The sequence below is a fragment of the Micavibrio aeruginosavorus ARL-13 genome, assembly GCF_000226315.1.
GTDB classification, from domain to species: Bacteria; Pseudomonadota; Alphaproteobacteria; order Micavibrionales; family Micavibrionaceae; genus Micavibrio; species Micavibrio aeruginosavorus_B.
This window is the reverse complement of the sequence record NC_016026.1, coordinates 297,849-322,059: the sequence shown is the minus strand read 5'-3', so window position 1 is coordinate 322,059 and position 24,211 is coordinate 297,849. Positions and strand designations below refer to the sequence as shown.

General features: G+C 48.2%; 17 protein-coding genes, 1 tRNA gene and 1 other RNA gene. 9 read left to right on the top strand and 10 right to left on the bottom strand.

The genetic code is table 11. The annotated features are described in order from the left end of the window. Positions 1-68: 68 nt before the first annotated feature. The 7 genes from MICA_RS01350 to MICA_RS01320 form a co-directional block, all read right to left on the bottom strand. The gene (locus MICA_RS01350) at positions 69-806 is read right to left on the bottom strand and encodes a helix-turn-helix transcriptional regulator (protein ID WP_236619936.1); all 738 of its coding nucleotides are present in this window, start codon (positions 804-806) and stop codon (positions 69-71) included. A gap of 31 nt (positions 807-837) precedes the next feature. Then, a complete protein-coding gene (locus MICA_RS01345) occupies positions 838-1,665 on the bottom strand; it encodes a helix-turn-helix transcriptional regulator (RefSeq protein ID WP_014101857.1) in 828 nt (275 codons plus the stop codon). Continuing rightward, a complete protein-coding gene (locus MICA_RS01340) occupies positions 1,666-2,247 on the bottom strand; it encodes a hypothetical protein (protein ID WP_049782076.1) in 582 nt (193 codons plus the stop codon). Positions 2,248-2,742: 495 nt separating this feature from the next. Next, complete coding sequence (locus MICA_RS01335) at positions 2,743-8,373, bottom strand: type I secretion C-terminal target domain-containing protein (protein ID WP_014101855.1); 5,631 nt, start codon at positions 8,371-8,373, stop codon at positions 2,743-2,745. Beyond that, the gene (locus tag MICA_RS01330) at positions 8,370-9,101 is read right to left on the bottom strand and encodes a hypothetical protein (RefSeq protein WP_014101854.1); all 732 of its coding nucleotides are present in this window, start codon (positions 9,099-9,101) and stop codon (positions 8,370-8,372) included. The genes MICA_RS01335 and MICA_RS01330 overlap by 4 nt, the downstream gene beginning before the upstream one ends. Next, positions 9,098-9,580: an alpha/beta hydrolase family protein gene (locus MICA_RS01325; RefSeq protein ID WP_014101853.1), complete on the bottom strand. Its 483-nt coding sequence runs from the start codon at positions 9,578-9,580 to the stop codon at positions 9,098-9,100. The genes MICA_RS01330 and MICA_RS01325 overlap by 4 nt, the downstream gene beginning before the upstream one ends. Beyond that, complete coding sequence (locus MICA_RS01320; protein WP_014101852.1) at positions 9,577-10,299, bottom strand: hypothetical protein; 723 nt, start codon at positions 10,297-10,299, stop codon at positions 9,577-9,579. The genes MICA_RS01325 and MICA_RS01320 overlap by 4 nt, the downstream gene beginning before the upstream one ends. A gap of 382 nt (positions 10,300-10,681) precedes the next feature. Between MICA_RS01320 and MICA_RS01315 the strand changes: the two genes are divergently transcribed. From MICA_RS01315 to MICA_RS01295, 6 genes are all read left to right on the top strand, one after another. Continuing rightward, entirely contained in the window at positions 10,682-11,833 is a 1,152-nt protein-coding gene (locus tag MICA_RS01315; RefSeq protein ID WP_014101850.1) for a tyrosine-type recombinase/integrase, read from the top strand. A gap of 95 nt (positions 11,834-11,928) precedes the next feature. Continuing rightward, a complete protein-coding gene (locus MICA_RS01310; protein WP_014101849.1) occupies positions 11,929-12,780 on the top strand; it encodes a hypothetical protein in 852 nt (283 codons plus the stop codon). 147 nt (positions 12,781-12,927) lie between these two features. Further along, the gene (locus tag MICA_RS11990) at positions 12,928-13,119 is read left to right on the top strand and encodes a helix-turn-helix transcriptional regulator (RefSeq protein WP_081463055.1); all 192 of its coding nucleotides are present in this window, start codon (positions 12,928-12,930) and stop codon (positions 13,117-13,119) included. Positions 13,120-13,221: 102 nt separating this feature from the next. Next, positions 13,222-15,480 (top strand): phage/plasmid primase, P4 family, encoded by a 2,259-nt coding sequence (locus MICA_RS11805; protein ID WP_014101848.1) that lies wholly within the window; start codon positions 13,222-13,224, stop codon positions 15,478-15,480. A 526-nt stretch (positions 15,481-16,006) separates the two neighbouring features. Continuing rightward, complete coding sequence (locus tag MICA_RS01300) at positions 16,007-16,627, top strand: FxLYD domain-containing protein (RefSeq protein WP_014101846.1); 621 nt, start codon at positions 16,007-16,009, stop codon at positions 16,625-16,627. A 290-nt stretch (positions 16,628-16,917) separates the two neighbouring features. After that, complete coding sequence (locus MICA_RS01295; RefSeq protein ID WP_187287638.1) at positions 16,918-17,949, top strand: hypothetical protein; 1,032 nt, start codon at positions 16,918-16,920, stop codon at positions 17,947-17,949. A gap of 447 nt (positions 17,950-18,396) precedes the next feature. On the opposite strand, the gene MICA_RS01290 is transcribed toward MICA_RS01295, so the two are convergent. Together MICA_RS01290 and MICA_RS01285 are read right to left on the bottom strand one after the other, a co-directional pair. Further along, complete coding sequence (locus MICA_RS01290; RefSeq protein WP_014101844.1) at positions 18,397-20,280, bottom strand: Z1 domain-containing protein; 1,884 nt, start codon at positions 20,278-20,280, stop codon at positions 18,397-18,399. Between the two features lie 178 nt (positions 20,281-20,458). After that, positions 20,459-20,533: transfer RNA gene (locus MICA_RS01285), tRNA-Thr, on the bottom strand. A 315-nt stretch (positions 20,534-20,848) separates the two neighbouring features. Between MICA_RS01285 and ffs the strand changes: the two genes are divergently transcribed. Beyond that, an RNA gene (gene ffs / locus MICA_RS11985) (signal recognition particle sRNA small type) lies at positions 20,849-20,943 on the top strand. Between the two features lie 235 nt (positions 20,944-21,178). Next, positions 21,179-21,385, top strand: coding sequence for a cold-shock protein (locus MICA_RS01280; protein WP_014101843.1), 207 nt, complete (start codon positions 21,179-21,181; stop codon positions 21,383-21,385). A gap of 69 nt (positions 21,386-21,454) precedes the next feature. Here the strand turns inward: MICA_RS01280 and MICA_RS01275 are convergent, their stop codons facing one another. Beyond that, the gene (locus MICA_RS01275) at positions 21,455-22,798 is read right to left on the bottom strand and encodes an FAD/NAD(P)-binding protein (protein WP_014101842.1); all 1,344 of its coding nucleotides are present in this window, start codon (positions 22,796-22,798) and stop codon (positions 21,455-21,457) included. Between the two features lie 141 nt (positions 22,799-22,939). On the opposite strand from MICA_RS01275, the gene MICA_RS01270 reads away from it, so the two are divergent. Further along, a complete protein-coding gene (locus MICA_RS01270; RefSeq protein WP_014101841.1) occupies positions 22,940-24,205 on the top strand; it encodes a hypothetical protein in 1,266 nt (421 codons plus the stop codon). Positions 24,206-24,211: the final 6 nt, after the last annotated feature.

Below are 24,211 nucleotides of genomic sequence, written 5' to 3'. Positions count from 1 at the left end.
CGAGCATAGAGAGAATCGACAGAATCAGGTATCACGAGGATACGTGATGGAAAAAATTATATTTAAAATTAAACATTTATTAAACCCAAAGAGATCGCCTTCACAGCAGCAAGAACCCGGCTATTCGCACCGAGCTTGCTAAAGATTTTACGCATATGCGCATCAACTGTATTCCGACTCATATTAAGAATAAACGCAATCTCTGCGTCTGTTTTTCCAGCAGCTGCCCATGTTAAGACTTCGCGCTCCTTATTCGTCAGTTGTATATGCACAACATCCGCGTTTCGGCGCATGAGACGCTTATAAGCAACATAAAAATGACTGCAATACGCAGCCACTAAATCCACATTCCTGTCAAATGCGTCTTTTTTTTCTGTCGTCGCCAAACCAACGCCAGCAATCTGATGATTCAAGCCGTGCAAAGGAACACACAGGCCATTTCTCAAGCCTGCCTCTTCCGCTAATAATAAAAAATCCCTCTGAGTTTTGCTCAGATTCATAAAATCATTTAGGCGCGACCATAGAAATGGCTCAGCACGAATAGATCCCAGCATTATAACAGGATCAATGTATCGAAAATTTTTTTCATTATAATATTGAACCCAATCGTCAGGATAGCTACAGGCAATTCCAAAGCCGGCTTTTTTTCCAATATCTAAATGATCTGTCATCATGCCAAATACACAGCGATTTAAACCATGCTTACCCGCTGCCTTGGTCAAAATCGAAAACAAAGAATCTACGCTCTCTGCCCGATTTGCCTCTAACAAATAATCCTCGAAACGATAATCATTTAAACCAATCACGACGCACCCCACAACACCTAATCAGAACACACTAAATATGAATAAGCCCCATAGAAATGGCTTTGACTGACGCCAAAACACGGCTATTCGCATTCAATTTCTTGAATACTTTACGCACATGCGCATCGATTGTATTTCGGCTAAGATTTAAAATGCTTGCAATTTCAGAGTCCGTTTTTCCCGAGGCCACCCACGTTAAAACTTCACGCTCTTTCGGTGTCAAAAAAACAGCGTCTTGGCGATCTTCTTTTCGATAAAGACGCTTATATGCAACGTAAAAATGATTAGCATACGCGGTGACCATGTCCAGATCATATTCATTCGAATCTTTTTTTTCTGTAGCCGCAAAGCCCAATGCAGCAAACTGCCCGTCCATCCCTCGCAATGGAACAGCAAGGCCGCACCGCAAACACGCATCACTTTCCAGAAACATCAGGGCATGCTGATCTTTTCTTAACCGCATAAGCTCAGGCATATCACCCCAGAAGAACACTTCATCATGCCTTGCTATATCCAGAGCAGCCGGATCAATATTGCGGCACCATCGTTCAAAGTAATGCGACATCCAACTTTCAGAATAACTGCAGATTATTCCGAAATCAGCCTTTTGCCCAATATCATCATGATCCGTTATGAGAGAAAAGAGAGCACTATCGAACCCGTGACGATTGATCGCCTGTAAGAGAACATAAAACAAATCATTCGCGGAAGTTGCACGATTGGCCTCACTTAAATAATCTTCAAAAAAATAACCGTTTAAACTGAACACCATCCCTACAATACCCAAAAAGATGAAAACCCCGCCATGATAGCGGGGTTTTTCAAAATAAAAAAGTGTGCGACAGGCCCCTATCGCCACTCACCCATACAAGGCAATATCATGAACATGCACATCCCGCGCCGCGTGCTTTTTCATGATGTTTGTTGCCGTATTTTCCTGCTCCGGAGCGCGCAGGTTGACCCATAACGGCAAACCGCCTTTATGAATTTTCTCCCGTAAATCGCGGTCACGATGTTCGGCGAAACCGCGCGCCATCATCATGCCAATCGCCGCACCGACCGCCCCAGCCACGATCGCGGCAATCACCGCATGGGCCAGCGTTCCGCCTTCGGCGACAACAATCCACGTCGATGCAATCACTGCCAGATACATCGGAATGGCAATGAATGCCCCTTCGATCTCGCCCACGGTTTCGTTGGGCAAAAACGTCGCACGCGGCGCGGACGGATCATCTTCCAATTCACGCACATCGCGGTACTTCCGCCCCAGCTTGCTTTTTATTTTCTCTTGATCAGCCAGAACACTTAACTCATGGCGCATAAACCCATGGGATTGCAGGTCATCCATGGCGGCCTGAAGATCATCAGCATTGCTGAAGACACCCACCGCTTCATGCACCATGACAGGAGCATCATTCCCTGCCTTTTGAACACGTATCATGACGGCACCTCATCTCTGTAGAATGAAGACATCCCCCATAACTAACATTCTGCGCGGGCCCCAAATGTCAAGGACGGGGGCTTCTGCCGAAAATGGAACAAATCCATCTCAATTTTTAATCAAGCTGGATTGATGGGATTTGCGTCCGCAAGAAGGGCTATTCGCGAATCATTGCCTGACCGGCCTATTAAAAAACCCTCCCTGAAGGGGAGGGTTTTTTAATAATAATGGTGCCGCTGAAGGGAATTGAACCCCCGACCTTGTCATTACGAATTTTAATTATGTCAATTTTGTATAGCACAGACCCTAAGCACATCGCTTCATATAACCCGTTGTTATTACAGATTATAAATCTCGATTTAAAACGCCCCCTTACTGCATTTCTTCATATCCACACATCTCCATTACACTCCCTCACCATTGCTACGGCATTAATAAAAGCAACGGCCCCTTTCCGCCGAAAGGAGCCGTCGTTAAAAGCATCGCTCTTCACAATTATGCGACTAAGGTACCCGCGCTATATAGCGCGACTTCATCCGTAAGTCCTGTAACAGCCTGAAGGGTCGCTATTTGCTGTAAACCATAAACAGAATCGGAACCATCACGGTCAACAAACAAGGAAGAATTGCCGCCACTTTCCGTAATTTGAACAAAGTCCGTGATCGCGTCTGTCAACGGGTCGAAGCCACCCAGTAAATCAGACAGGTCCAAACTGTCGCCCTGACTAACATTGAAGTCTTTAATCACATCCACATTGTTAAAAGCTGTCGCGTTCTCAAAGATGAATGCGTCGGCACCAGAACCACCATACAAAGTGTCTAATCCATTTCCACCATAAAGAACATCATTCCCCGCATCCCCACGAAGAGTGTCGGAACCATCACCCCCATACAACGCGTCATCCCCATCACCACCGTTCAAATTATCATTACCATCTTCACCATGTAGAGCGTCGTTACCACTCCCACCATAAATGAGATCATTTCCACCACCGCCGTACACAAAATCATTTCCATTTTCAGAGCTGATTTCATTTCTTACAGCGTCGCCAATAATTTTGTCGTCATAATTTGAACCAGTTATGTCTTCAATATTGACAAATAAATCATCTACGCTGCCATCCTTACCGACATCAACAGTACCAAGCGCCAAATTGGCATCAATTGCCTGCGTGGAGTACTTATAATAAATCTCGTCTACTCCAGCCCCGCCATCAATTGTATCAGCCCCTAAATCAACTACGAAAAAATCGTCCCCCGCATCTCCATACAAGAAATTACCCCCCCCTCTCGCCCAAAACTGATCCCCGCCATCACCCCCATACATAATGTCATTTCCACTCAAACCTTGAATATTATCCGCGCCACCCAGGCCATAAAAAATATTATCCCCCTCTAAACCCATTAAAATATTATTCTGGTCACTTCCAGACAGCGTATCGTTGTAACTTGTACCCGCAACACCTGTAATATTAATTAAACTATCATCAGAAACGTCATCCCCGTTAATGTCGGCTGTACCAGCGGCCAAATCAACAACGATCCCTTGCGTCGCATAAGAATCATAACGGACACTTATGTTAGTTCTTCCCGTGCCGTCATATACATCAAATCCTTGACCATCATGAATAGTGATTGAGCCTGTTCCCACACCGGCATAAACAATATCATCCCCAGAACCTGGCGTTATTGTACCGGCAGGCCCAGAGCCGCCATAAATAATATCATTACCATCTCCCGCATTAACATTTGCAATTCCACTCCCCATGTAGATAGTATCATTGCCACCCAACGCAAAGATAATGTCGTTGCCACCATTCGCATTGATTATGTTTTGGCCATCTGTACCAGTTATATTATCTGCGTAAGGAGAGCCTATTACGTTTTCGATAGAAACAAGGGTGTCATTTCCTGCGCTCCCAGAAGCAATCCCAGCAGAAAGATCTATGGTTATTGCCGATGCGGCCGTCGCGTATGTGACAGTGTCATCCCCTAAGCCGCCATCCAGAAAATCATCTCCTAATCCACCATCAAGTACATCATCACCATATCCACCATATATATGGTCGCCTCCATCAGAAGCATTAATAATGTCATCTCCGTCAAATGCATAAATGTAATCAGAGCCCGAGGTGCCGTTGATTACATCAACCGACGGGGTACCAAAGATCGCTCCAGATGCTGGCAATATTGTTACCTCAATATCTAAATTATCGCTCAGAACCCCATCAGAGACCGACACCTCAACCTCATATAAGTTGTCAGCATTAGCATCTTGAGGATTTTCGAAATCGGGAGGAACCAAAAAATATAGAGCGCCGGAAAGGGAATCAATTCCAAACATTTGCGCATCTACGCCACCAAAAATTGAGAACACGAGATTGCTTTGACTATCAGGATCCACAGCAATAACCGTAGCAACGCTTGCAACCCCTTCATTCATAAGATAGCTAGCAACATTACCCTCGCTCTCGGAGGCTATAGTCGGAGCATCATTAATTGAATTCACAACAATATAAACGGTACCCACATCATAACCGCCCGCGGAATCCAACAGCGTGTAATTAAAATTATCGGAACCATAAAAATTTTCATATGGCGTATAAATAAAACTGCCATCTACAAGAATATTTACGCTACCGCCATTAGCGGTAGCGTACGTTCCAGATTGAACATAAATAGAATTACCATTTTCATCAAAATCAGCGCCCTCACCGTTATCAGAAAGAAGATTACCTGTGAGAATGGCGTCTTCATCTATAGAGAACAAATCATCCCTGGCTTCTGGAACAACATTTAGCAAGGCAACCAGATCAATAACTGTATTATCATCAAATACTATTTGCTCAATTCCCGTTGAATGAACAACCGTAATTGTATCGCCAGATTGCCCCATATTAATTACAAGATCTGATCCGGATTGAACAATGTTAATATCTTGGAATGAATAACCAGATATCTCTATAGAGTCATATCCCTCTCCATCAAGTTCGGCGATTATATCCGCCCCATCCCCAACAGAGAACCGATAAACATCATCACCAGCTCCACCAAGCAGGGTATCATTTCCACCAGCCCCGACTAAAATATCGTCTCCATCCCCACCGGAGATAAAATCATCCCCCAGCCAAGAATCAAGGTAATCATCACCTCCATTTCCAAGCAAAATATTTGAACGATGGGAATTTAGATACGGATTACCGTTCGTTGAATGATTGGAATAAGAATCACCAGACTCCGAGCCATTGAAAGCCGATAGGCGAATGTTTAAATTAGCGGTTACACCGCCTGAAAAAGTTATATTCTCTATATTACTATCGACAAAAGGATTGAAGTGATTTTTAAAAAGAAAACTACGGCCAGAGTTAACAATAAGCAAATCAAAGCCATCAACGGAAAAATACCTTGATGTAGAATATCCTGCCGTAGAAGAGTACGTTACAGTATAAGCATCAACCCCACCAAAATCCTCTACTACTGTATAGTTACCCGTATCTCTGTATATGTCATTTCCATCATGATCAATGATGTGGTTATCATAACCAGCAACCACGTAATCATCATCTCCACCAATATCCTCATAGTTTTTCTGCGCATATCCGGAACCACCAAAATCCGAGGCGGTCCCCGTAGCCCGATAGTCGTCGTGGCCATTTCCACCCATAATAGAAATTTGCCCCGACTGTCGTCCAACATATGTCAAAACATCATTACCATCACCACCATCAATAAAGCCAGTGCCACCAAACTCTATTCGATCATCACCAGAACCGCCGTAAGCATGGTTTTCGCCCAACATAGTGTAAATTACATCGTTACCGTCTCCACCATCAAGGTAATCATCACCAGCGTACCCATATATCGTGTCATTACCAGCGCCACCATAAATCGTGTCGTTTCCCGCATGCTCGCTATAACTATTTGCGCTTGTCCCAGTAGTCGTTGTCCCTCCTTTCAGAGAATCGTTCCCAGCACCACCGAAAACAACGTCATCACCGAGCCCTGCATAAATTATATCAACACCAGAACCCGCAAATATTAGATCATCATTCGTCGTTCCATATGTATAAATTGTTCCCCCTGCGTTATTACGGACCGTCTCCCACTGCACTGTAGTGCCATCAAAAAACTCAATATAGTCTATGGAATTAGAAGTAGATGGTTCATAATTTCTAAAAGTAATGCTTCCAGATTCTAAGATGCGTATAACAAAATCATTGCCATCCATAGAATATGTTAGCATTGATTGATCAATGCCCAGCCCAAACAAGACTATATGTGAAGCTGTATAATTAGAGTTAATTACGTCGTCTCCATCTCCCAGCCCATAGAAGACGGTATTATTTCCCGCACCCCAATCTATTATATCGTTGCCACCCCCCCCAGCAATGTAATCACCATCACCTCCACCAATAAGAATATCACTACCGTCTCCACCAAAAAGACTGTCTCCTCCACCGTTCCCAAGTAGCAAATCGCGCCCAGATGATCCCAGAACCTCATCAACGCCAGTACCACCGACAAAGAGCGCGGCTTTATCGGTCAAGTTCGCAGCATCCGTTATTGTATGAATGCCACTTTCTGTCGTTGCAAAAACGACACGCTCAATAACATTTGTGGTATCATCGCTCCATAGATAAAGAGCGCTCGAACGCAAAAGCGATTCAATGCCGCTGTTTTGATAAATATTTCCCACCAACTGCGCACGAGCCACCATAGCAGGTAAAAATTCCGCGCCCAGAAGCCACTTCGAATCCTCAAAACTGACCGCTAGAAGATTTTGAGATATATCAAGGACACCATTCAGAACACTTGAATTATCCGATTTTAAAATTTTGTTTAACGCCAAATGGCCTGCATATTGAACAAAAGCCGTACTGATATCCGCTGCATAAGCTTCAATATTGCTCGATATACCACTCTGATCTAAAAGGGCACCAAGGTTGTTCGCATCATTATAAAAGGCGCGAATACCCGTATCGCCAAAAACGCGCACTCCTTCGTCAATCGCAGAATAAGCCAGCATTGCGCGCATTTTTGCATCGGCAGAATCCTGGCCCCCCGTCCCCGCCGGATCAAAACCAATGCTTTCAGCGAATGATTCGTTAAATAAAACAGGCCAAAAATGCTCTTCCGCGTTTTTCCAACTGGTTCCGAAAAGAGGATCCCCGTTTTCATCTTTTTCGTCCGCAAACATACGGATAACCAGAAGTGATTGAGAGTGGCGGTTTACCGCCTCGGCCAGACCATCCCCAAGATCAGCATCGACCTCCAAAGTTTCGACATTGGTTACACCTAAAGCATTTTGAAGCAGTCGGTTAAAACCAAGCGCCTCACCGTCAATTGCGTACCCCTCTATCCCATCATAATTCAGCGATCCGTAAGAATCGCCCCCTTGATACACAAGATCATTGAGCACAGTTGACCCGATAACATTACGATAGTTCGAATTATTTTGGTATGAGAGTAACGTCGCCTCATAATCATCTCGCGCCACCTGCGTGACATAATAATTCCAACCACCGCTTACAAATGCTTCATATCTAATGTAGTTATATTGTGCATCGTCGGCCGTATTTTCTGCGGCCGATTCAAAGGCCATGCTGTCAAACAAGACCGCATCCTGATCGTACACAGCCGCTACCAAACCGGCCAATCCGCCGCCCATGGAATGGCCCGTCAGGGAAATATTCGCATCAAGGTAAATATTGTTTTGTGTGCCTTGCGTGTTGAGGAGTTCGGCCACGCTGTTGTAAAAAGCAAACGCCATGTTAGCCTGTGGCGCACCAACAAGGCCAGCACCAATGGGCCATCCGGTATTGTCATCAATCTGATTATTCGGGTCAGATTCGTCAAGATCATCCGTACCACGGTACGCGATCACGACTTCACCGTTGTAGGTATAGGCTATGCCGTAGAAGCCAATGGATGAATCTTCACGTTGTCCGTTGTTTTGAAAAATTTCAGAATTAAGTATAATCGTTGCTGTGCCAATCTGCGTGCCTTCAGCATCAAGGGAGTAATCATTGTCACCAGCATTGTCACCAAATATTATACCAGCATCATATCCTCTGTTATAGGAATCGAGAGACAAGATGGCTTTCATTAAATTTGCACTAATGGTCATTTATATTCTCCTGCCTTAAAAGCAAACAACTTTGCGTATTTCATCTTTTCCGAAGCTGAAACACTCCTCCACCAATCGGCATATTTCTCCCAAAAATCTGCAGGAAGATATTTATCGACGCCTTTTCCAGACACAAACGATTCAGTAGCTATCTCAAGCATGATGCTTTTTAATTGCACATTTTCACCGAAGATTTTTTCAAAATCATCCACCGGATCATATTTTTGCGTCTGCGGATTAAAGAGACCACCCCGCACCAGCGTAACGGATCTCGGATCATTCATATCGGCGAACGTCACAAACATCGGCCAATCATCTGGTTCCAGCACTGCAGATTTACCCACGGGTAATTGTGCATAATATGCCATTGTTGCATTGCTCTGTGGGTGCCCGTCCGGTGGCGGGAAGGCTTTGTAGAAACGCGCCTCTTCTCCATCCTTGTTGATGAGGGCAAAAACCTTACCGCGCGCACCGAGGTCAATCACCACGGCCTCACCACGCACAGAGGCCGGGTTTCCCCCCAGCCAATCCAGCTTGCTGTTCGTTCCCTTATTGGCAATTTCACGCACGGCGGAACCGGAGACATCCCCTTCGGGCGTTTCAATCGTGACCGTCATTTTGACATTGAGTTTGTAAGATGGCGGCGCTTTTTTGGTCAGGATCATTCCAGTAATAGCAATGATCACCACAATACCCAGCACTCCACAAACCATAAAAAATTTCTTCATGCCGCAATCCTTTGCATAGAGAAATTATCATTTGCAGCCAGACCGCCGCCCATGGAATGGCCCGTCAGGGAAATATTCGCATCGAGATAAATATTATTCTGTGCGCCTTGTGTGTTGAGGAGTTCGGCTATGCTGTTATAAAAGGCAAACGCCATATTTGCTTGGAGCGCGCCAACCGAACCAAGCCCAATGGGCCAGCCGGTATTTTCATCAATCTGGGTTGCTTCATCACGATCATCCGTGCCGCGATACGCGATGATTGTTTCGCCGTTGTAGTTGTAAGAAAGAGCATAGAATCCTATTAGCGCATCATTCCTTATATCTTCGCCATTAATAGTGGTAGTGCCAAGTTCAGACGAATCTATCCCTAATGTAGCATCGCCTACATCACCCGATATTCCATCAATGCTAGCATTATAACCGCGATTGTAGGAATCCATTGACAAAATGGCTTTAAATAAATCACTAGAGATCGTCATTCTGCCGCTCCTTGACTAAAGTTTACACCCGATATTTTTCTGGGATCATCAAATTGAAGTGTTTTACGCCAGTTCCAAAATTCGTCATCGAATTTTGGAACTGTCTCCAAAATTCCAGTTTTTTCTACATGTTTATTAGTAATCTCAAACGTGACACCTTTCACCCGCACACCGCTCCCAAAGATCTTTTCAAAGTCATCGACCAAGTCATATTTTTGCGTCTGCAGATTAAAGCGGCCTCCACGCACCAAGGTGACAGCTTTCGGGTCATTCATATCGGTGAACGTTACAAACATCGGCCAATCATTTGGCTCCAGCACTGCGGACTTACCCACGGGTAACTGCGCATAATATGCCATGCTGTCATTGCTCTGCGGGTGCCCGTCCGGTGGTGGAAAGGCTTTGTAGAAACGCGCCTCTTCTCCATCTTTGTTGATGAGGGCAAAGACCTTGCCGCGCGCACCGAGGTCAATCACCACAGCTTCGCCGCGGACTGATGCCGGATTTCCGCCCGGCCAATCAAGCTTGCTGTTCGTTCCCTGATTGGCAATTTCACGCACGGCAGAACCAGAAACATCACCTTCGGGTGTTTCAATTGTGACCGTCATTTTGACGTTGCGTTTGTAAAACGGCGGCGCTTTCTTGGTCAGGATCATTCCTGCAACAGCAATGGTCGCCATAATGCCTAGTATTGCACAAACCATAAAAAACTTTTTCATGCATCTCGCCTTTTAAAAACTGAAAACTATCTTCCGCTGAAATTATGATGACGAACACGACGGCCATAGTGACAGTCTGGAAAACGGCGGGTAGATCTTAACCTACACTTCAAATTCTCGAAAAGATTGTACGCTACAAAACAGCACAATCAAGGCGGATGTATTTTTCATACAACCGCCCCGTGATCCATCACCGCCCTCAAACCCCGCCCCTGTCCGTAAAAATTTATCGGTCGCTGCCGCTTTTGTATGTCATTGTTTTGTTTTGGATTAATTAATATAAAGCATTGATTTAGTTCGATTATCCGACGTTTTTTCTTGCTCACCCTGCTCCGCTCACTTTATAAGCGCGCCTTATTCAAGCGTTAGTAAAGGAGACACCATGGCCGTCGTGAAGATCACCAAAGCGTTCGTCGAAAAGACGCCACACAACCCAAGCGGGCAATTGACCTTCGCGGATGAAGACCTTCCCGGTTTTTATCTTGTGGTCGGTAAACGCAGCAAAACCTTCGTCGTGCAGAAGGACATGAACGGACGCACAAGGCGGAAAACTATCGGGAAATATCCCCTTTTCACGGTGCAACAGGCCCGCACCATTGCGATTGAGCATTTGCGCAGTATGGCGCAGGGCACCTTCCCCGAAGATCCCGGAAAATCGAACCAAGACGGCGAATTAACCTTAAAAGCCATCGTGGAGTCGTACACCCGGACAAACAAAAACCTGAAACCGAGCACGAAAAAGGACTACACCTATTATATATCGCTCTATCTGGCGACATGGGAAAACAGGCCCCTCACAGACATAACGACCACCATGGTCTGCAAGCGGCACGGAGAGATTACGGAACAAAATGGCAAGTCCACCGCCAACAAGACCATGCGCATTTTAAGTGCGCTGTTTAATCACGCTTACGCGGTCTATGACGTGTGCCCGAACAACCCCGTTCATATCCTGACCAAGGCGCGCGCCTGGAACAAGGAGCGGCGGCGAACAAACCACCTAAAACCCAGCCAGATCCAGACTTGGCTTGCCGCTGTGCGGGATTTAGAGAACGATACGTACCGGGATTACCTTATTACTCTGCTGCTTACCGGAATGCGGCGGTCCGAGGCGGCGGGATTGCTTTGGGAAAACGTTGATTTCGCCGAACGAACCCTACACATCCCGGAAACAAAAAACGGAGATTCGCTCACGCTGCCCCTCAGCACATATTTATATGACATGCTACAGGCCCGCCGCGAGACATACCCGAAGGAAAGGTTTGTTTTTCCCGGTTCCGGTAAAAGCGGACACCTGCAGGAACCCAAGAAGGCACTCTGGAAAATTTACGCTGACACCGGAATCCAAGTGACCTGCCATGATTTGCGAAGAACATTCGCAACCACAGCGGAGAGCTTGGACCTATCGGATTTCACAATCAAACGCCTCATGAACCACAAAACACGGGACGTAACAGCCGGATATATTATAAGTGGCGTTGATAGGTTGCGAGGCCCCGTGGAAATGATCGCCCAGAAAATAATGCGCGAATAACTCGACAAAGCGCTTCCGGTTTGAAACGGAGGCGCTTTTTGGATTTAATACAGTCTCTTTAATTAGAAAATTGATCCAGAGAGAACGGAGCCGACATGAGCAAAGAACGCAAGGATGGAAAAAAGCCGCGAAAAAAAGTCCTGAAACCACAGCAAAAGAAAAAAAGATCAGCAAAAACGAAGCCAGATAACAAAATTATCAACGATCAATTTGGCGTTAACCCGTCGATGATAAACGGTGATGCGCAAGATGGAGAATTGATTACCGATCAAAACGGTGAACAGAAACTAATCTTGCCAAAACCAACGTTCCCTAGCGCAGAAGAAGCCAAGGCAGAAAAATTGCGGCGTCAGAAAAATAAAAAACGAATGAAAAAACCTGAGCTCAATTTAGTTTACGGAAAAAATCCCGGCAGTACTGGCCTATCTCCATTTGAAATGCTGCTCATCCGCATCATAAAAACCAGCAAACACTCGGAGCCAAATAAGCAAGAATGGGATCGATTTCGTGAAGCGTTATACGCCATTTATGGCGACACAAATTTAAATGCGAAAAAACCAAGCAGGGCGGAGCGTGAATATACGTACGACGAGCTATTTAGAATTGGTCGCACGGCAAGAATGAAAAAACCTATTAACCCGGTGATAAAAGATATTGCGCAAAAGCGTATAGAGGCATCGGGCTTAAAACCCCATCAGGCAAAAGCACGGCTTGGCACCATCGAAAGGGGACTCAGGAAAGCGTTCAAAGCGGAGGAAACTTTTTTTAAAAACCCGCTATTTATTTCCATGTTTTTTCCCCCCTCAGACGAGGAAATAAACGCGATGTCCGCAAAGGAACGTTCAGCTTACATGGGGCAACAGCTTGCGTATCAGCAACTGGAGGAGCGCATAGCTCAAAACTTGGATGCATTTAATACCCTGATTGCCAAAGATCACGCCTCATAGCCGCCCCGTCAAACAGCACAAAACTAAAACACGTTATATTGATATATATCAATGTGTTAAGTGGTAACAAGACGGTGGGATATCTGGCCAAAACGAAATCTGATTAACTCCGAACATCGCAAAACAAAGACCGAAGGAGGTGATTAGATGACGACTGTTTTGATTTCAGAAAAAGAAGTGGCGCGCATGCTTGGCTGCACACCATATAAACTACAGCGTGACCGCAGATTGGGAGCTGGTATCCCGTACCACAAAATTGGACGATCCGTGCGTTACGATCGTGCTGCCGTCCTACAATACATTGCCGCTCATGAGTTCCGCTCAACGAGTGAGTATTGACCCCCACTAAACTTTAACCCGCATGCCATGAAGGCGAATGTGCTCCCTCAGCGTCATAACGACGCTGAGAGGGCGCACTTTTAACTTTTTCAGGAGAAGAAAATGACGAAAACGTCGATTCCAACCAAATTCTTGGGCACTTTCACCGCCTACGACAGAGCCTACGGCCAGTGTACATATAAAGGTGATGCCAGTGCCCCCGAAACAAAGAAGGCCACAAACACAAAGACCGTAAGAAAACCCATAACCCCAGAGGCTATCCAACGCCATCTGGACGGGTCAACCGGCATTGGGCTCATTCCCCTGCTGGGCGACAACACCTGCGCATGGGCCGCCATCGACATTGATTTGTACGTAAAATTCGACCATGCGGCGCTTGAGCGGGATATTGCCAAAATGGGCTTGCCCCTGACCATTTGTCGGTCCAAAAGTGGCGGCGCACATTTATATATGTTCTTCACCCGCCCCTACCCCGCAGACCAAGTGCAAACGGCTATGCGCCAGTGCGCCATGCTTCTGGGCTATTCGGATGCAGAGATTTTTCCCAAGCAAACGCACAGGAAAAATCCGGGTGATGTCGGGAATTTCATCAACATGCCGTATTTTAACGCCGCCCAAACGGATCGATACGCCATTGAGAACGGACAGCCCGTTGATCTTGAGCGGTTTCTTGCACTCGCGGAAGCACGCCGCACTGACCTCGACACGCTGAGGGAGGTGATTGCCCACAACGGCATCGGCCCAAAACCCACAAAACCCAAGAAAGCCGAGCCGCAATGGAAAGACGAAATCGCGGAAGGCAATCGGCATAATGAGCTTTTGCGCCGGGGGACCAGCCTGCGACGCCAAGGTTACGGCATGGATACGGTGGAAAAAATCCTGACCCATGCGGCAGAAACACTATGCACACCGCCGATGGACCAGCAAGAGGTGCAGCAGATTTTGAAGTGGATTGACGAAAAGGTTAAGCCACAGGACACAAGCTACCCCCTGACGGATCAAGGGAACGGCTACCGTTTCCGGGATCGGTATGAGGGGCACGTGATTTGTGCCTTTCCCGGCGAACACTTTTATATCTGGGACAAGACGCGCTACAAACGCGACGAGACCGACATGATAATAACCCTTGCCAAGGAAACCGCCCTGAGCCTGACCTCGGAAATTCAGGCGGCCATCGCCGAGGGGAAAAACGCCTCCGGCCTGCGCAAGCATATGAGGAACCTGCAAAGTCGCGGTGGCCTGAACAATATGGTCTGGGCCAGCAAGAGCGAACTCCGTATCCACCAAAACGATCTGGACCGCGATGTCATGCTGCTCAACGTGCAGAACGGCACGATTGACCTGAAAACCGGGAATTTGCTCCCGCATAATCCTGCGCATCTGATCACAAAAATGGCTCCGGTGACATTCGATCCGCAGGCGGAATGCCCTGAGTTCATGAAATTCCTGCACTCCACCTTCGACGGGAAGGCAGACATGATCGCCTATATCCAGCGGGTTTTTGGCTACTGCCTGACTGGCCTGACGGTGGAACATTGCTTTTTCATTATGGAGGGACGGGGGCGGAATGGCAAAAGCACCCTGCTGACCATTCTGGCCGAACTGATGGGCGATTATCACCGCAAGTCCGAGGCCAAAAGCTTCCTGACACAACGCAACGAAGGTGTGCGCAATGACATTGCGGGTCTGAAAGGTGTTCGCGTTGTCACAGCCAGCGAGATTGCGGAGGGGATTCGTATGAACGAGCCGCTAATCAAGGAGATGACCGGAGGTGACATTATTGCCGCCCGGTTCCTGTATCAGGAGTATTTTGAATTCCGGCCACAATGCAAAATCATCATGGCCGTGAACGTTAAGCCCGAAATTATCGGAACGGATGTGGGAATATGGGAGCGCATTCGCCTGATCCCGTTTGAAGTAACCATCCCCGAACATAAGCGGGATAAAAACCTGATGGGAAAACTCCAGAACGAAAAATCCGGGATTTTGAACTGGGCGCTGGAGGGTCTAAAACAATGGCATGCAGGGGGTTTACAGGAGCCCCCCACAATTAAAGCCGCCCTTGAAAAATACCGAGGGGATATGGATGTTGTGGGCCGGTTCCTGGCTGAATGCACCACATCCAGTCAGAACGACAGTGTTTCAGCCCATGAGCTTTATGAAACATGGCGCGTCTGGCAAAAGAATGCGGGCGAACCGTTTATGACTCAAAGAACCTTTGGCCTAAAATTAACCGAAAAGAGGATTCTCCGCGTGAAGGAGCGATACAACGGCGCTCCGATGACGGTTTATAAGGGCCTCCGCATCACCCACCGCCCCAAGCCCCAGCACACAGCCCCGACCAAAGAAGTGGCGTTCTAGACCACCTGCGCACCCCTGTTACCCTTGTTACTGATGGCCCGGAAACTTTCCCGTGATTCAGTTACAAGGGTAACACCGCCCAGCCCCCCCATCGCTGGGGCCCCTGCGATCAACGCAAAGGCGGGTTTATTCACGTCGCCCGATGCCTTGACGATATCGGGACAAAAAAAAATCACTTAGGCAAAAAACCGTGGTCAGATTTCACCACGGTTTTCTCCTGTTTCCGGCCCCTCGCCGATAGTCATAATTGCATTGTCAATTCAGATGGTTAGCGGTATCATAAAAACAGTGGCCCGAGAGGGCCGCCGGGGCGTAAGAACCCCTTCCTGAGCGGCCTTGCTTCAACGTCAGGCCGTTACCAATGACGTTGCCTCTCGACCTCTGGTCGGGGAGGCGGCGGAATATAATAGCGCTTGCGTGAATACGCTGCGCCGTTCTCAGGACGGTTCTTAACTCCCCGGCTGCCAGAGAAATCTGGTGGCCGTACTGCTTTTTAACCCAAACCAAAAAGACAGGAGTTGAAACCATGACCGAAGCCACCGAACAGCAAAAAGATAAAATTACACTGGGACTGATTACAAGTTGGGGATTGGGGCTTTTCTGCCTGATCTGGGGCTTTGTTACTTTATTTAACCCCCTCACCGCTCCGGCTGGGTTTACTTCCCTTATCATCGCGGCCTTCCTGCTTCCCCCGGCCCGCAAATTCGTTCACCAGAAAACAGGCAAAACAATCTCCACCGGAGTGCGTGTTATATGCGTGATCGTCCTGTCCCTGATCGGCTCCGCCATGGTCACACCTCATGCCGCCGCCATTCTCGAATCCCCCGAATACGCCTCAGCCACAACAGACAACCCATTCGTCAAAGCCGCATCAAAGGGTGAAAACGGCCTGATGGTTCAGAGCTATGCGCTGGAAGTTGGGGAATATGGGGTTGGCAAAGTCACAGGAACGTTGCGCAATAACAGCAACAAAGAGTTTTCGTATGTACAGGTGGAATTCAATTTGTACGATGACACAGGGGCGCAGGTTGGTAGCACATTTGCGAACATCAATAACCTAGAGGCCGGCGGAACGTGGCATTTTGAAGGGCCTGTTTTGGAAGACAGAGCCACACAAGCAAAATTGAAAGGCATTACATCATTCTAAATATAGTAGGGGGTGATTATTGCGCATCTAAAGATCACCCCCTATCAGAATAGAAGATTGCACTTTCTAGACATGATTAATTTTGCTATTTTCATAGACGGAAACCTTACAACAGAAATATAAACCTAATGCGGCAGATACACCCCTTTCCAGCTAGAATGGCTCCAGAAATTGCACTAAAAGCTATGGCCTCGATGAAGAGGGGGTCCACTGTATTAGACCCAATGGTTGGTTCTGGAACTGTAATTAGGCAGGCACTAAGGAATGGCCACAGGGCATACGGATACGACATGGATCCCCTTGCCGTCTTAATGTCAAAAGTAAGCGTAAGCAGCCCCAAAGAAACATTGGTACAGAAACATCTCGATCGCCTATTGTATGATCTTAAAGCGTTGGGCAATAGTCGCGTAGACTTGCCATGGATAGATGACGATGTTGAAACGCTAGAATTCACAAAATTCTGGTTTGCACAGAAACAGAGAAAAAAACTGAGGGCCATCGCGTTCATATTGAATGAGTACCGTCACTCAAATATGAATAAAGAGTCCATCAATCTTTTAGAATTGGCCCTGAGCAGAATTATTATAACAAAAAAAATTGGCGCCTCATTGGCTTGGGATATCTCGCACAGCAGGCCACACAGAGCTAAGGACACCAACGATTTTGACGTTGTGAGTGGATATACTAAATCTGCGCTTAAACTTATTGAGAACCTTTGCTCAGATTGTGACTTTTCAGGAACAGCCGTAATAAAATCTGGGGACGCCAGAAAAATGACGGGCATTGACACGGCGTCAATCGACGCCATTGTAACATCACCACCATACTTGAATGCTATTGATTATCTGCGCGGGCATAAACTAGCCTTGGTTTGGCTTGGACACGATATAGAAAAATTGCGCCAAATTCGCGCATCTTCCATCGGCACAGAAAAAACAAAGAACGGCGCAACACACACGATTGCCGAGGACATACAAAGAAAAGTTATTCCACAAAAAAATGATCTACAACCAAATCAGATCAAAATGATTAATCGTTACATAGTCGATGCCATAAACCTCATGGGCGAAACATCAAGAGTATTAAAAGAGAACGGAAAAGCAATATTCGTCATAGGAAACTCCTGCTTGCGTTCTACACACGTAGAAAATTCCGAGATTTTTAAGGAGGCTGCAAGAATCCACAACCTCAAAGTAAAACATCATACGGAGCGCGAATTACCTCAATCAAGTAGGTACTTGCCTATCCCGAAAGGAACGAAAGAAGCCTTGGGAAAAAGGATGCGCTCCGAACATGTCCTGACGTTTGTTCACAAGAATTAGCACCCGATACATAATCTATTATCTTATCAGGACAGGATGATCTACTGATCTTGTACTCTAGTTTACCGTCGGATCCAGCGACAGAATACATTTTTCTCTTGGTCCTAGATACACTCACCCACTCATGGGCAGAGTGCTCTTCATCAAGGATCTCTTTAAACTCCTTGTAAGATAGAACAACAACACCATCTATGTTGCAGACCAAGGCAATAAAAACCTGCCCATACTCCTGGTGCATTCTTAAAATTTCGTTCTGATGCCCTTCAGTGAAGGAAAAGCGCCAAGGATTAAGCCTTTTTCCGGAGTACTTTATATACAAACCTGTCACATCGTTAACAACGTAAGATGAATAGCCTTGTTCAGTATAAGGACGAATAGACACAGAAGTGCCATATACGTTACACAACCTAGAAAAAACTACACCGTGTAAATATTCATACTCCTTAATCACGCAGCTTTCCTTTCGATCTGGCTAATCAAATTCTTGATGAATTGAACAGACCCATCAAATTTATAAAAAAGTCGAGCGCGCCCACTTTCATTATAAAAAACCTTTAGATGATGGACAGCATCAGGAAACTTCTCTTTTTGCATTTGCGTTTTACCGAAAAACCCTTTTAAACGCTCAATTTTTTCCTTGTCCAAACCAGCGCTTTGCTTGTAGCCAGCTATCGACGTCGCAGGGTGTATCGCTACAGAAGAAGCGCCTTTAAACGAGGTGCTTTCAATGTATTTTAAAAGATACTCTGGGAACACCTGATCACCAAAAGCCAAGTGCAGCTCTTTTAATTTTGAAAATTCATCGACTGATGATTCAACTACGGACTCATAGAGGGACTGACTGTCTGCATCAAAATCAAACAAAGAAAACGCCATTTCTCCACGATCCAAGGAAACTGTACTTCTGTCGATGCTAGACGAAGATACAGGACTAATTCTGTGATCAGCCAACCAGACAGGGGCTCCCTTACCTTCTTTAATCGCCTCTATAGCCAGCTTGTGAAATACAAAGCAGCGGTGCCAATCCACATATAGCGCCTCAGGAATCGTAAGCTCGAAAAATTTTAAATAATCACCTCTAGCACCAAACATTCGTGCTCTCTGAATGTATGTATCCTGTTGTATTTTATGCTGCACATCTCTTGTAAAAAACATTGAAAGAAGATTATTAAATGTAACACCACGGGACACAATATTCCCACCGATAACCACCGTAAAAAGAGAAGACGGATTGGAGGCCTCCTCTAAGTTCGGATCATTTCGGTCACTATTCAAAAGAAGCACAGCGTTTCTAGTTGCATTATCGACAATGTATCCAGTAATAGAATCCGCTTTACCGGGATATATCTCTTGAGCCATTTCCCAAATAGCCTCTACTTGTTTAGCAAATTTGGGGTTTTGTTCACTAGACAGGTTTGAAAAAACAGATTCAACAACATGCCAATCACCTTTATGATCAGCCTTTTTACCGCTCGTATGTATTAATATGCTATAGCTCTCAGGCTTTTTGTTAATTTCAATATTGAGATAAGCCACATTGATCATAAACCGACACAGAGCATCACGGATATATTTTGGACTATCTCCAGAATCTGGCAAAAACGTTAATTTGAAACTCAACTGCTCGCGATCAGGATTAAGCGGAAAGAAAATATTTTGCCCCGTGTACTTAGAATGAGGAGGGAAATCGACCCACTTCTCATGATCGTTCTCAAATGTATTATTCAAATCCAGCCGCGCTGGCGTGGCAGTGACGCCAATATATAAGCCATCATCTTTAAGCAATTTAGTGATTAAGCCATTGATTTTTGTTTTTTCGCCCTTGTTCACTTTGCCGTTAGGTGATGCATAGTCCGCTTCATCATCTATGATGACTTTTTTATCTATATTACCAATCTTATCGATTAGCTTTTTCAAGTCCTTCGAATTTTTCTTACAAAACAGAATTAATTCGCCATTTCCAACCTTAATTGCTGGATCCAAAATTTCCTTATAGATCTTTGGCGATGGCGCAATTCCTGATTTTTTGAAGCGACGCAAGTTTTGCTCTAAGAGATCAACGCTATCATTGAGCAAATGAATGATAATTGGATGCCCCTCATCGAGTAACCTCGCGGTCAACCCAATCATCATCTCGGTTTTCCCACTCTGAGGCTCTCCGTAGATCACGAAAGAACGAGTGTTGCCGCTTTTTATATTGGCAAGAGCACCTTCAACCGCCGTTTCTATTGACGCGGTTTCTTTTCCAGCAGCTTTCAGGGAGCCAATGTGCTGACCATAACGCCCAGTTAATTTCTCTCTTGCTTTAAATTTAGTGATATCAAAAGTCATACTGGCGTCCCTCTAAATAAATTAGCCATTAGATTTATAGATTGCGAAAAAACACGCCCCTTTGCAAGCAGCTAGGGCGTAAATTATACGATGCAACTTTAAGGGGGAGGAAAAATGGCGGGAAATGCAGTGTAACTGCAAAAGAACCCCTGTTGGGAATGGAAATATAACCTCCGACTGGTGCCGCTGAAGGGAATTGAACCCCCGACCTTGTCATTACGAATGACCTGCTCTACCCCTGAGCTACAGCGGCACACCGGAAAATGTGGCAACCTTATTATAGCCTTATTAGGGCTGGGGCAAGATTGCTAACCCCCTCTATACACGCTGCTTTCAGGCACAGAGCATTTAATTACGAATGACCTGCTCTACCCCTGAGCTACAGCGGCGTGCTGTTTGTAAGGAAACAGACCGGATGCCTATAGCGCATTCCAGCCATGGAACGCAAGGGCGCAGAGGGAAAATTCTGGGGCGCGGAGCTATAGCGGGCCGATAATCTGGAAAATTTATACCTGGATGGGGGTTGTGTGTGTTGCATTTGCCCGCGCAAGCGCCTATATCAACCCACGGAAGGTCGGCGCGGGCGGACAGTTCGCCAATCCGGTCAGGGCCGAGAGGCAGCAGCCGTAACGAAATTTGCCGGGTCGCGTTCGGCCTTCCACTTTTTCTTTTTCGTAATGTTTTCCACACACCCATCCCGCCCCTGTCGCGCGCCTTGACCTCGCGTTCCGGGCCGTTTTCATGCGTCTGCAACCCATACGATTCCCTTGCGAGGGGTGCGTTTTAACGGTATTGTACGGCCCGGGTTCGAGACATTCAAAACCCCGGAATCATTCCGCCGGCCGCGGGATGGAGCCGTTTATACTCACGTGCTTTTAGTTGAATGAAGGAGACGAACATGGCCACCGGGACCGTTAAATGGTTCAACACCACAAAAGGATATGGGTTTATTCAACCCGATGATGGCGGAAGCGACGTGTTCATTCACATCACCGCTCTGGAACAAGCCGGCATCCGTGGCCTGAAAGAAGGCCAGAAGCTGAGCTATGAACTGGTCACCAGCCGCGGCAAAACCGCAGCCGGGAACATCCAGCTGGCGGACTAAGTCTCCATTTAAAATTCACGAAAACGGCCCGCTGGTCACCGGCGGGTCGTTTTTTATTGCGCCCAAAGATTATCGAACCAGAAGGGTCGCGGCAATCGCCGCCGCCTGTTGTCGAATATCCGGCATGGCCGTGGTTTCGATGAAGGCCGCCCCCAGAACAGGCCCCAGCCCATACAGCCGGGCATCCGCATGCAGACGCAAAGTGGCATCATCATAAATCCGCATGGCCGGACCATCCACCGCAAGGACACCCGTATCCACCAGTGTGGCGGTCAAACTGCCCGGTGCGAAAGGATCGGAACGATAGCCCAACGCAGAAATCACCGCGTCGCACGCATGATCCACCCCGTCCACGCCAACCACGACACCGTTATTGCCATCCCCGCGCACATAATCCGCCCGGCCATGATGGATGGATAAACGGCCCGCTCCCATCAATTCCTGCAGGCGCAGGGCCACGTGCGGGGCCATGCGATGGCGATGCACCGCCCAATAGGGCAGAACCCGGCGCAACCGCGCCCGTTCGGTCAGTGATAATCCGCGCCAGATTTTATTGCTGAAGGGGCGTAAGGAGTCCACGGCAGCCCGCCAATCCCCCTCACGTGCGGCCCGGCGCAGGGCCTGCATCATCCCCCGCGCCGATGATGGCAACGCATCAGGCGCAACAAAGGCCGGACGCGGTGTCAGCATCTGGGGCGCATGGGGCTGGGGCAACAGGCCGTGACGCGAGACCGCCACGATCTGTCCGTCATACCCGATGCGGTCTAGGGTCAGTACGGCATCCACCATGCTCAGCCCCGTGCCCAAAATCATCACACGTTTCCCGGTGAAACCGGACGGAATATCGTTGGGGCGCAGGCCATAAAGCGGGATCGTGGGCGCATTCACCTCCATCCCGGGAACCCGGACCGGGGCCACATTGCCACAGGCCAGAGCCACCGCATCAAAGACCTGTGTCTGTGCCCCACATGACACGGCAATTCCCGCATCCTGTGGCACGACATTGGTAACCATGGCCCGGCAATGCGTCACATTGACCCATTCATTGACCTGGGCCAGATGGTCGCGCAGATACGCGCCATAGACCATGCGCGGCATAAAGCTATACGGCGTGACCGCCATATCTTCGAAAGACGGGTCCAGCACGCGCCAGCCGGGATAGGTGTTCAACCAATCCAGAAAATCATTCGGCCGGTCGGGCCACAGGCTCATCCCCGCCGCCGGGACGTTTAACACATGCGCCGGGTCACGCGTGGCATAAGCCACCCCCAGACCAATCACATCCGCCGGATCAAAAATGGTGATAACGGGGGCGTCCATGCCTGAATCAGCGGCCTGACGGGCCACATGCGCCACCAGGGCCACCGCCGCGGCACCGCCGCCAATAATGCCGATATGAGATTGTTTTTGCATGATCGAAAAGCCCCATTCCTTGCCCGGGATGATAGCGCCAGGCTATTGACGAAGACAAGCCCGCGCCCGTACTCTTATAGTCAAGGCCGAATCACTGGCCTCTCCTGCGTTTTTCATTCTGTTCCTTCCGTTCGGATTTCAATGTCCATGTCCTTTTTCCGGGCTCCCCGCCCCACACTGAACCGCCTTTTTTGCAGCACGGCCCTGATGGTGTGTGCGCTGACGCTGTCGGCCTGTGGCGGATCGGATGCGGAAGACGTGGGCGTGGTGCAAACCACCACCCAGATCTGCCCGATGGCCATGGCCGAAACACCGCCCGCGATGCAACCGGCGCGGGGCATGAATGTCAGCCCCGAAGCCCTGTTCGTTGAGGATATTCAGGATCCGGTAGCCCGCATCAAACGCGCCGAAGCTGCCATTATTGATTTACGCCGCGATATGAATGCCCTGCAGGCACCCACCATGCACTCCGTGGCCGCGCCCTTGACCGCACAGGATCAAGCCCCGATGGCCGCACCGGTCATGGTCGCCAGCACCGCCGCACCACAAAGCCTGTTCCCGGTTGTGGAGGCGCCCGCCCCTGTCACCACAACTGCGCCAGCGACAACAGCCCCGGCCCCAGCACCCGCCGCCCCGGCCCCAGTGATGGCCCCGGTGATGGACGAACCCGCCGTTAAAGCCGCCGCACCGGTAAAGACAAAAGTCACTGCCCCATCCGGCCCGGTGATCAGCGCGTTGCGTATTGGCGAACATGCTGGCAAAACCCGTCTGGTCCTGGATGCAGGATCCCCCGTCAAATTCACCACCGATCTGGACAACAGCGAAGATTTATTGCTGGTCGAATTGCCGGGCATGAAATGGACGGCGGCGAAAAGCGGCACATCATCATCCCCCGCGATCAAGTCATGGTCGACGCAAGCCATGGATAACGGCACAGATGGCACCCGTCTGGTCCTCGTCCTGCGCCAGGATGTGGCCGTCACGGACAAAAGCCTGATTGCGCCGGACGCCAACGCCGCACATTACCGCGCCGTGATCGACCTGAAACATCAAGGCACAATCAAGCGCCCGCCCCCGGCACCAAAAGCCGCACCGGAGCCGACACCGGAACCCGTAAAAACCGAAGAGCCGAAGGTTGAGGCCCCCGCAGCTGCGGCCACACCCGCCCCAACCGCACAGAGCCAGTCCATAACAGAACCGGTCAAAACAGAACCCGCGACAGCGGCGGCCCCGGCACCTGCGACAACCACGGCAACAGCAACAACACCCACACCGGACAGTACGGCGCCAGCCGCTTCCGTGCCGCCACCATCCATGATGTCCGCCCCCAAAACGACCGCGACCACGCCCGATGGACATGGTCACGATACAGTTCAGGACGGTGAATTGCTGTCCGGCGGACAGTAACCCCCT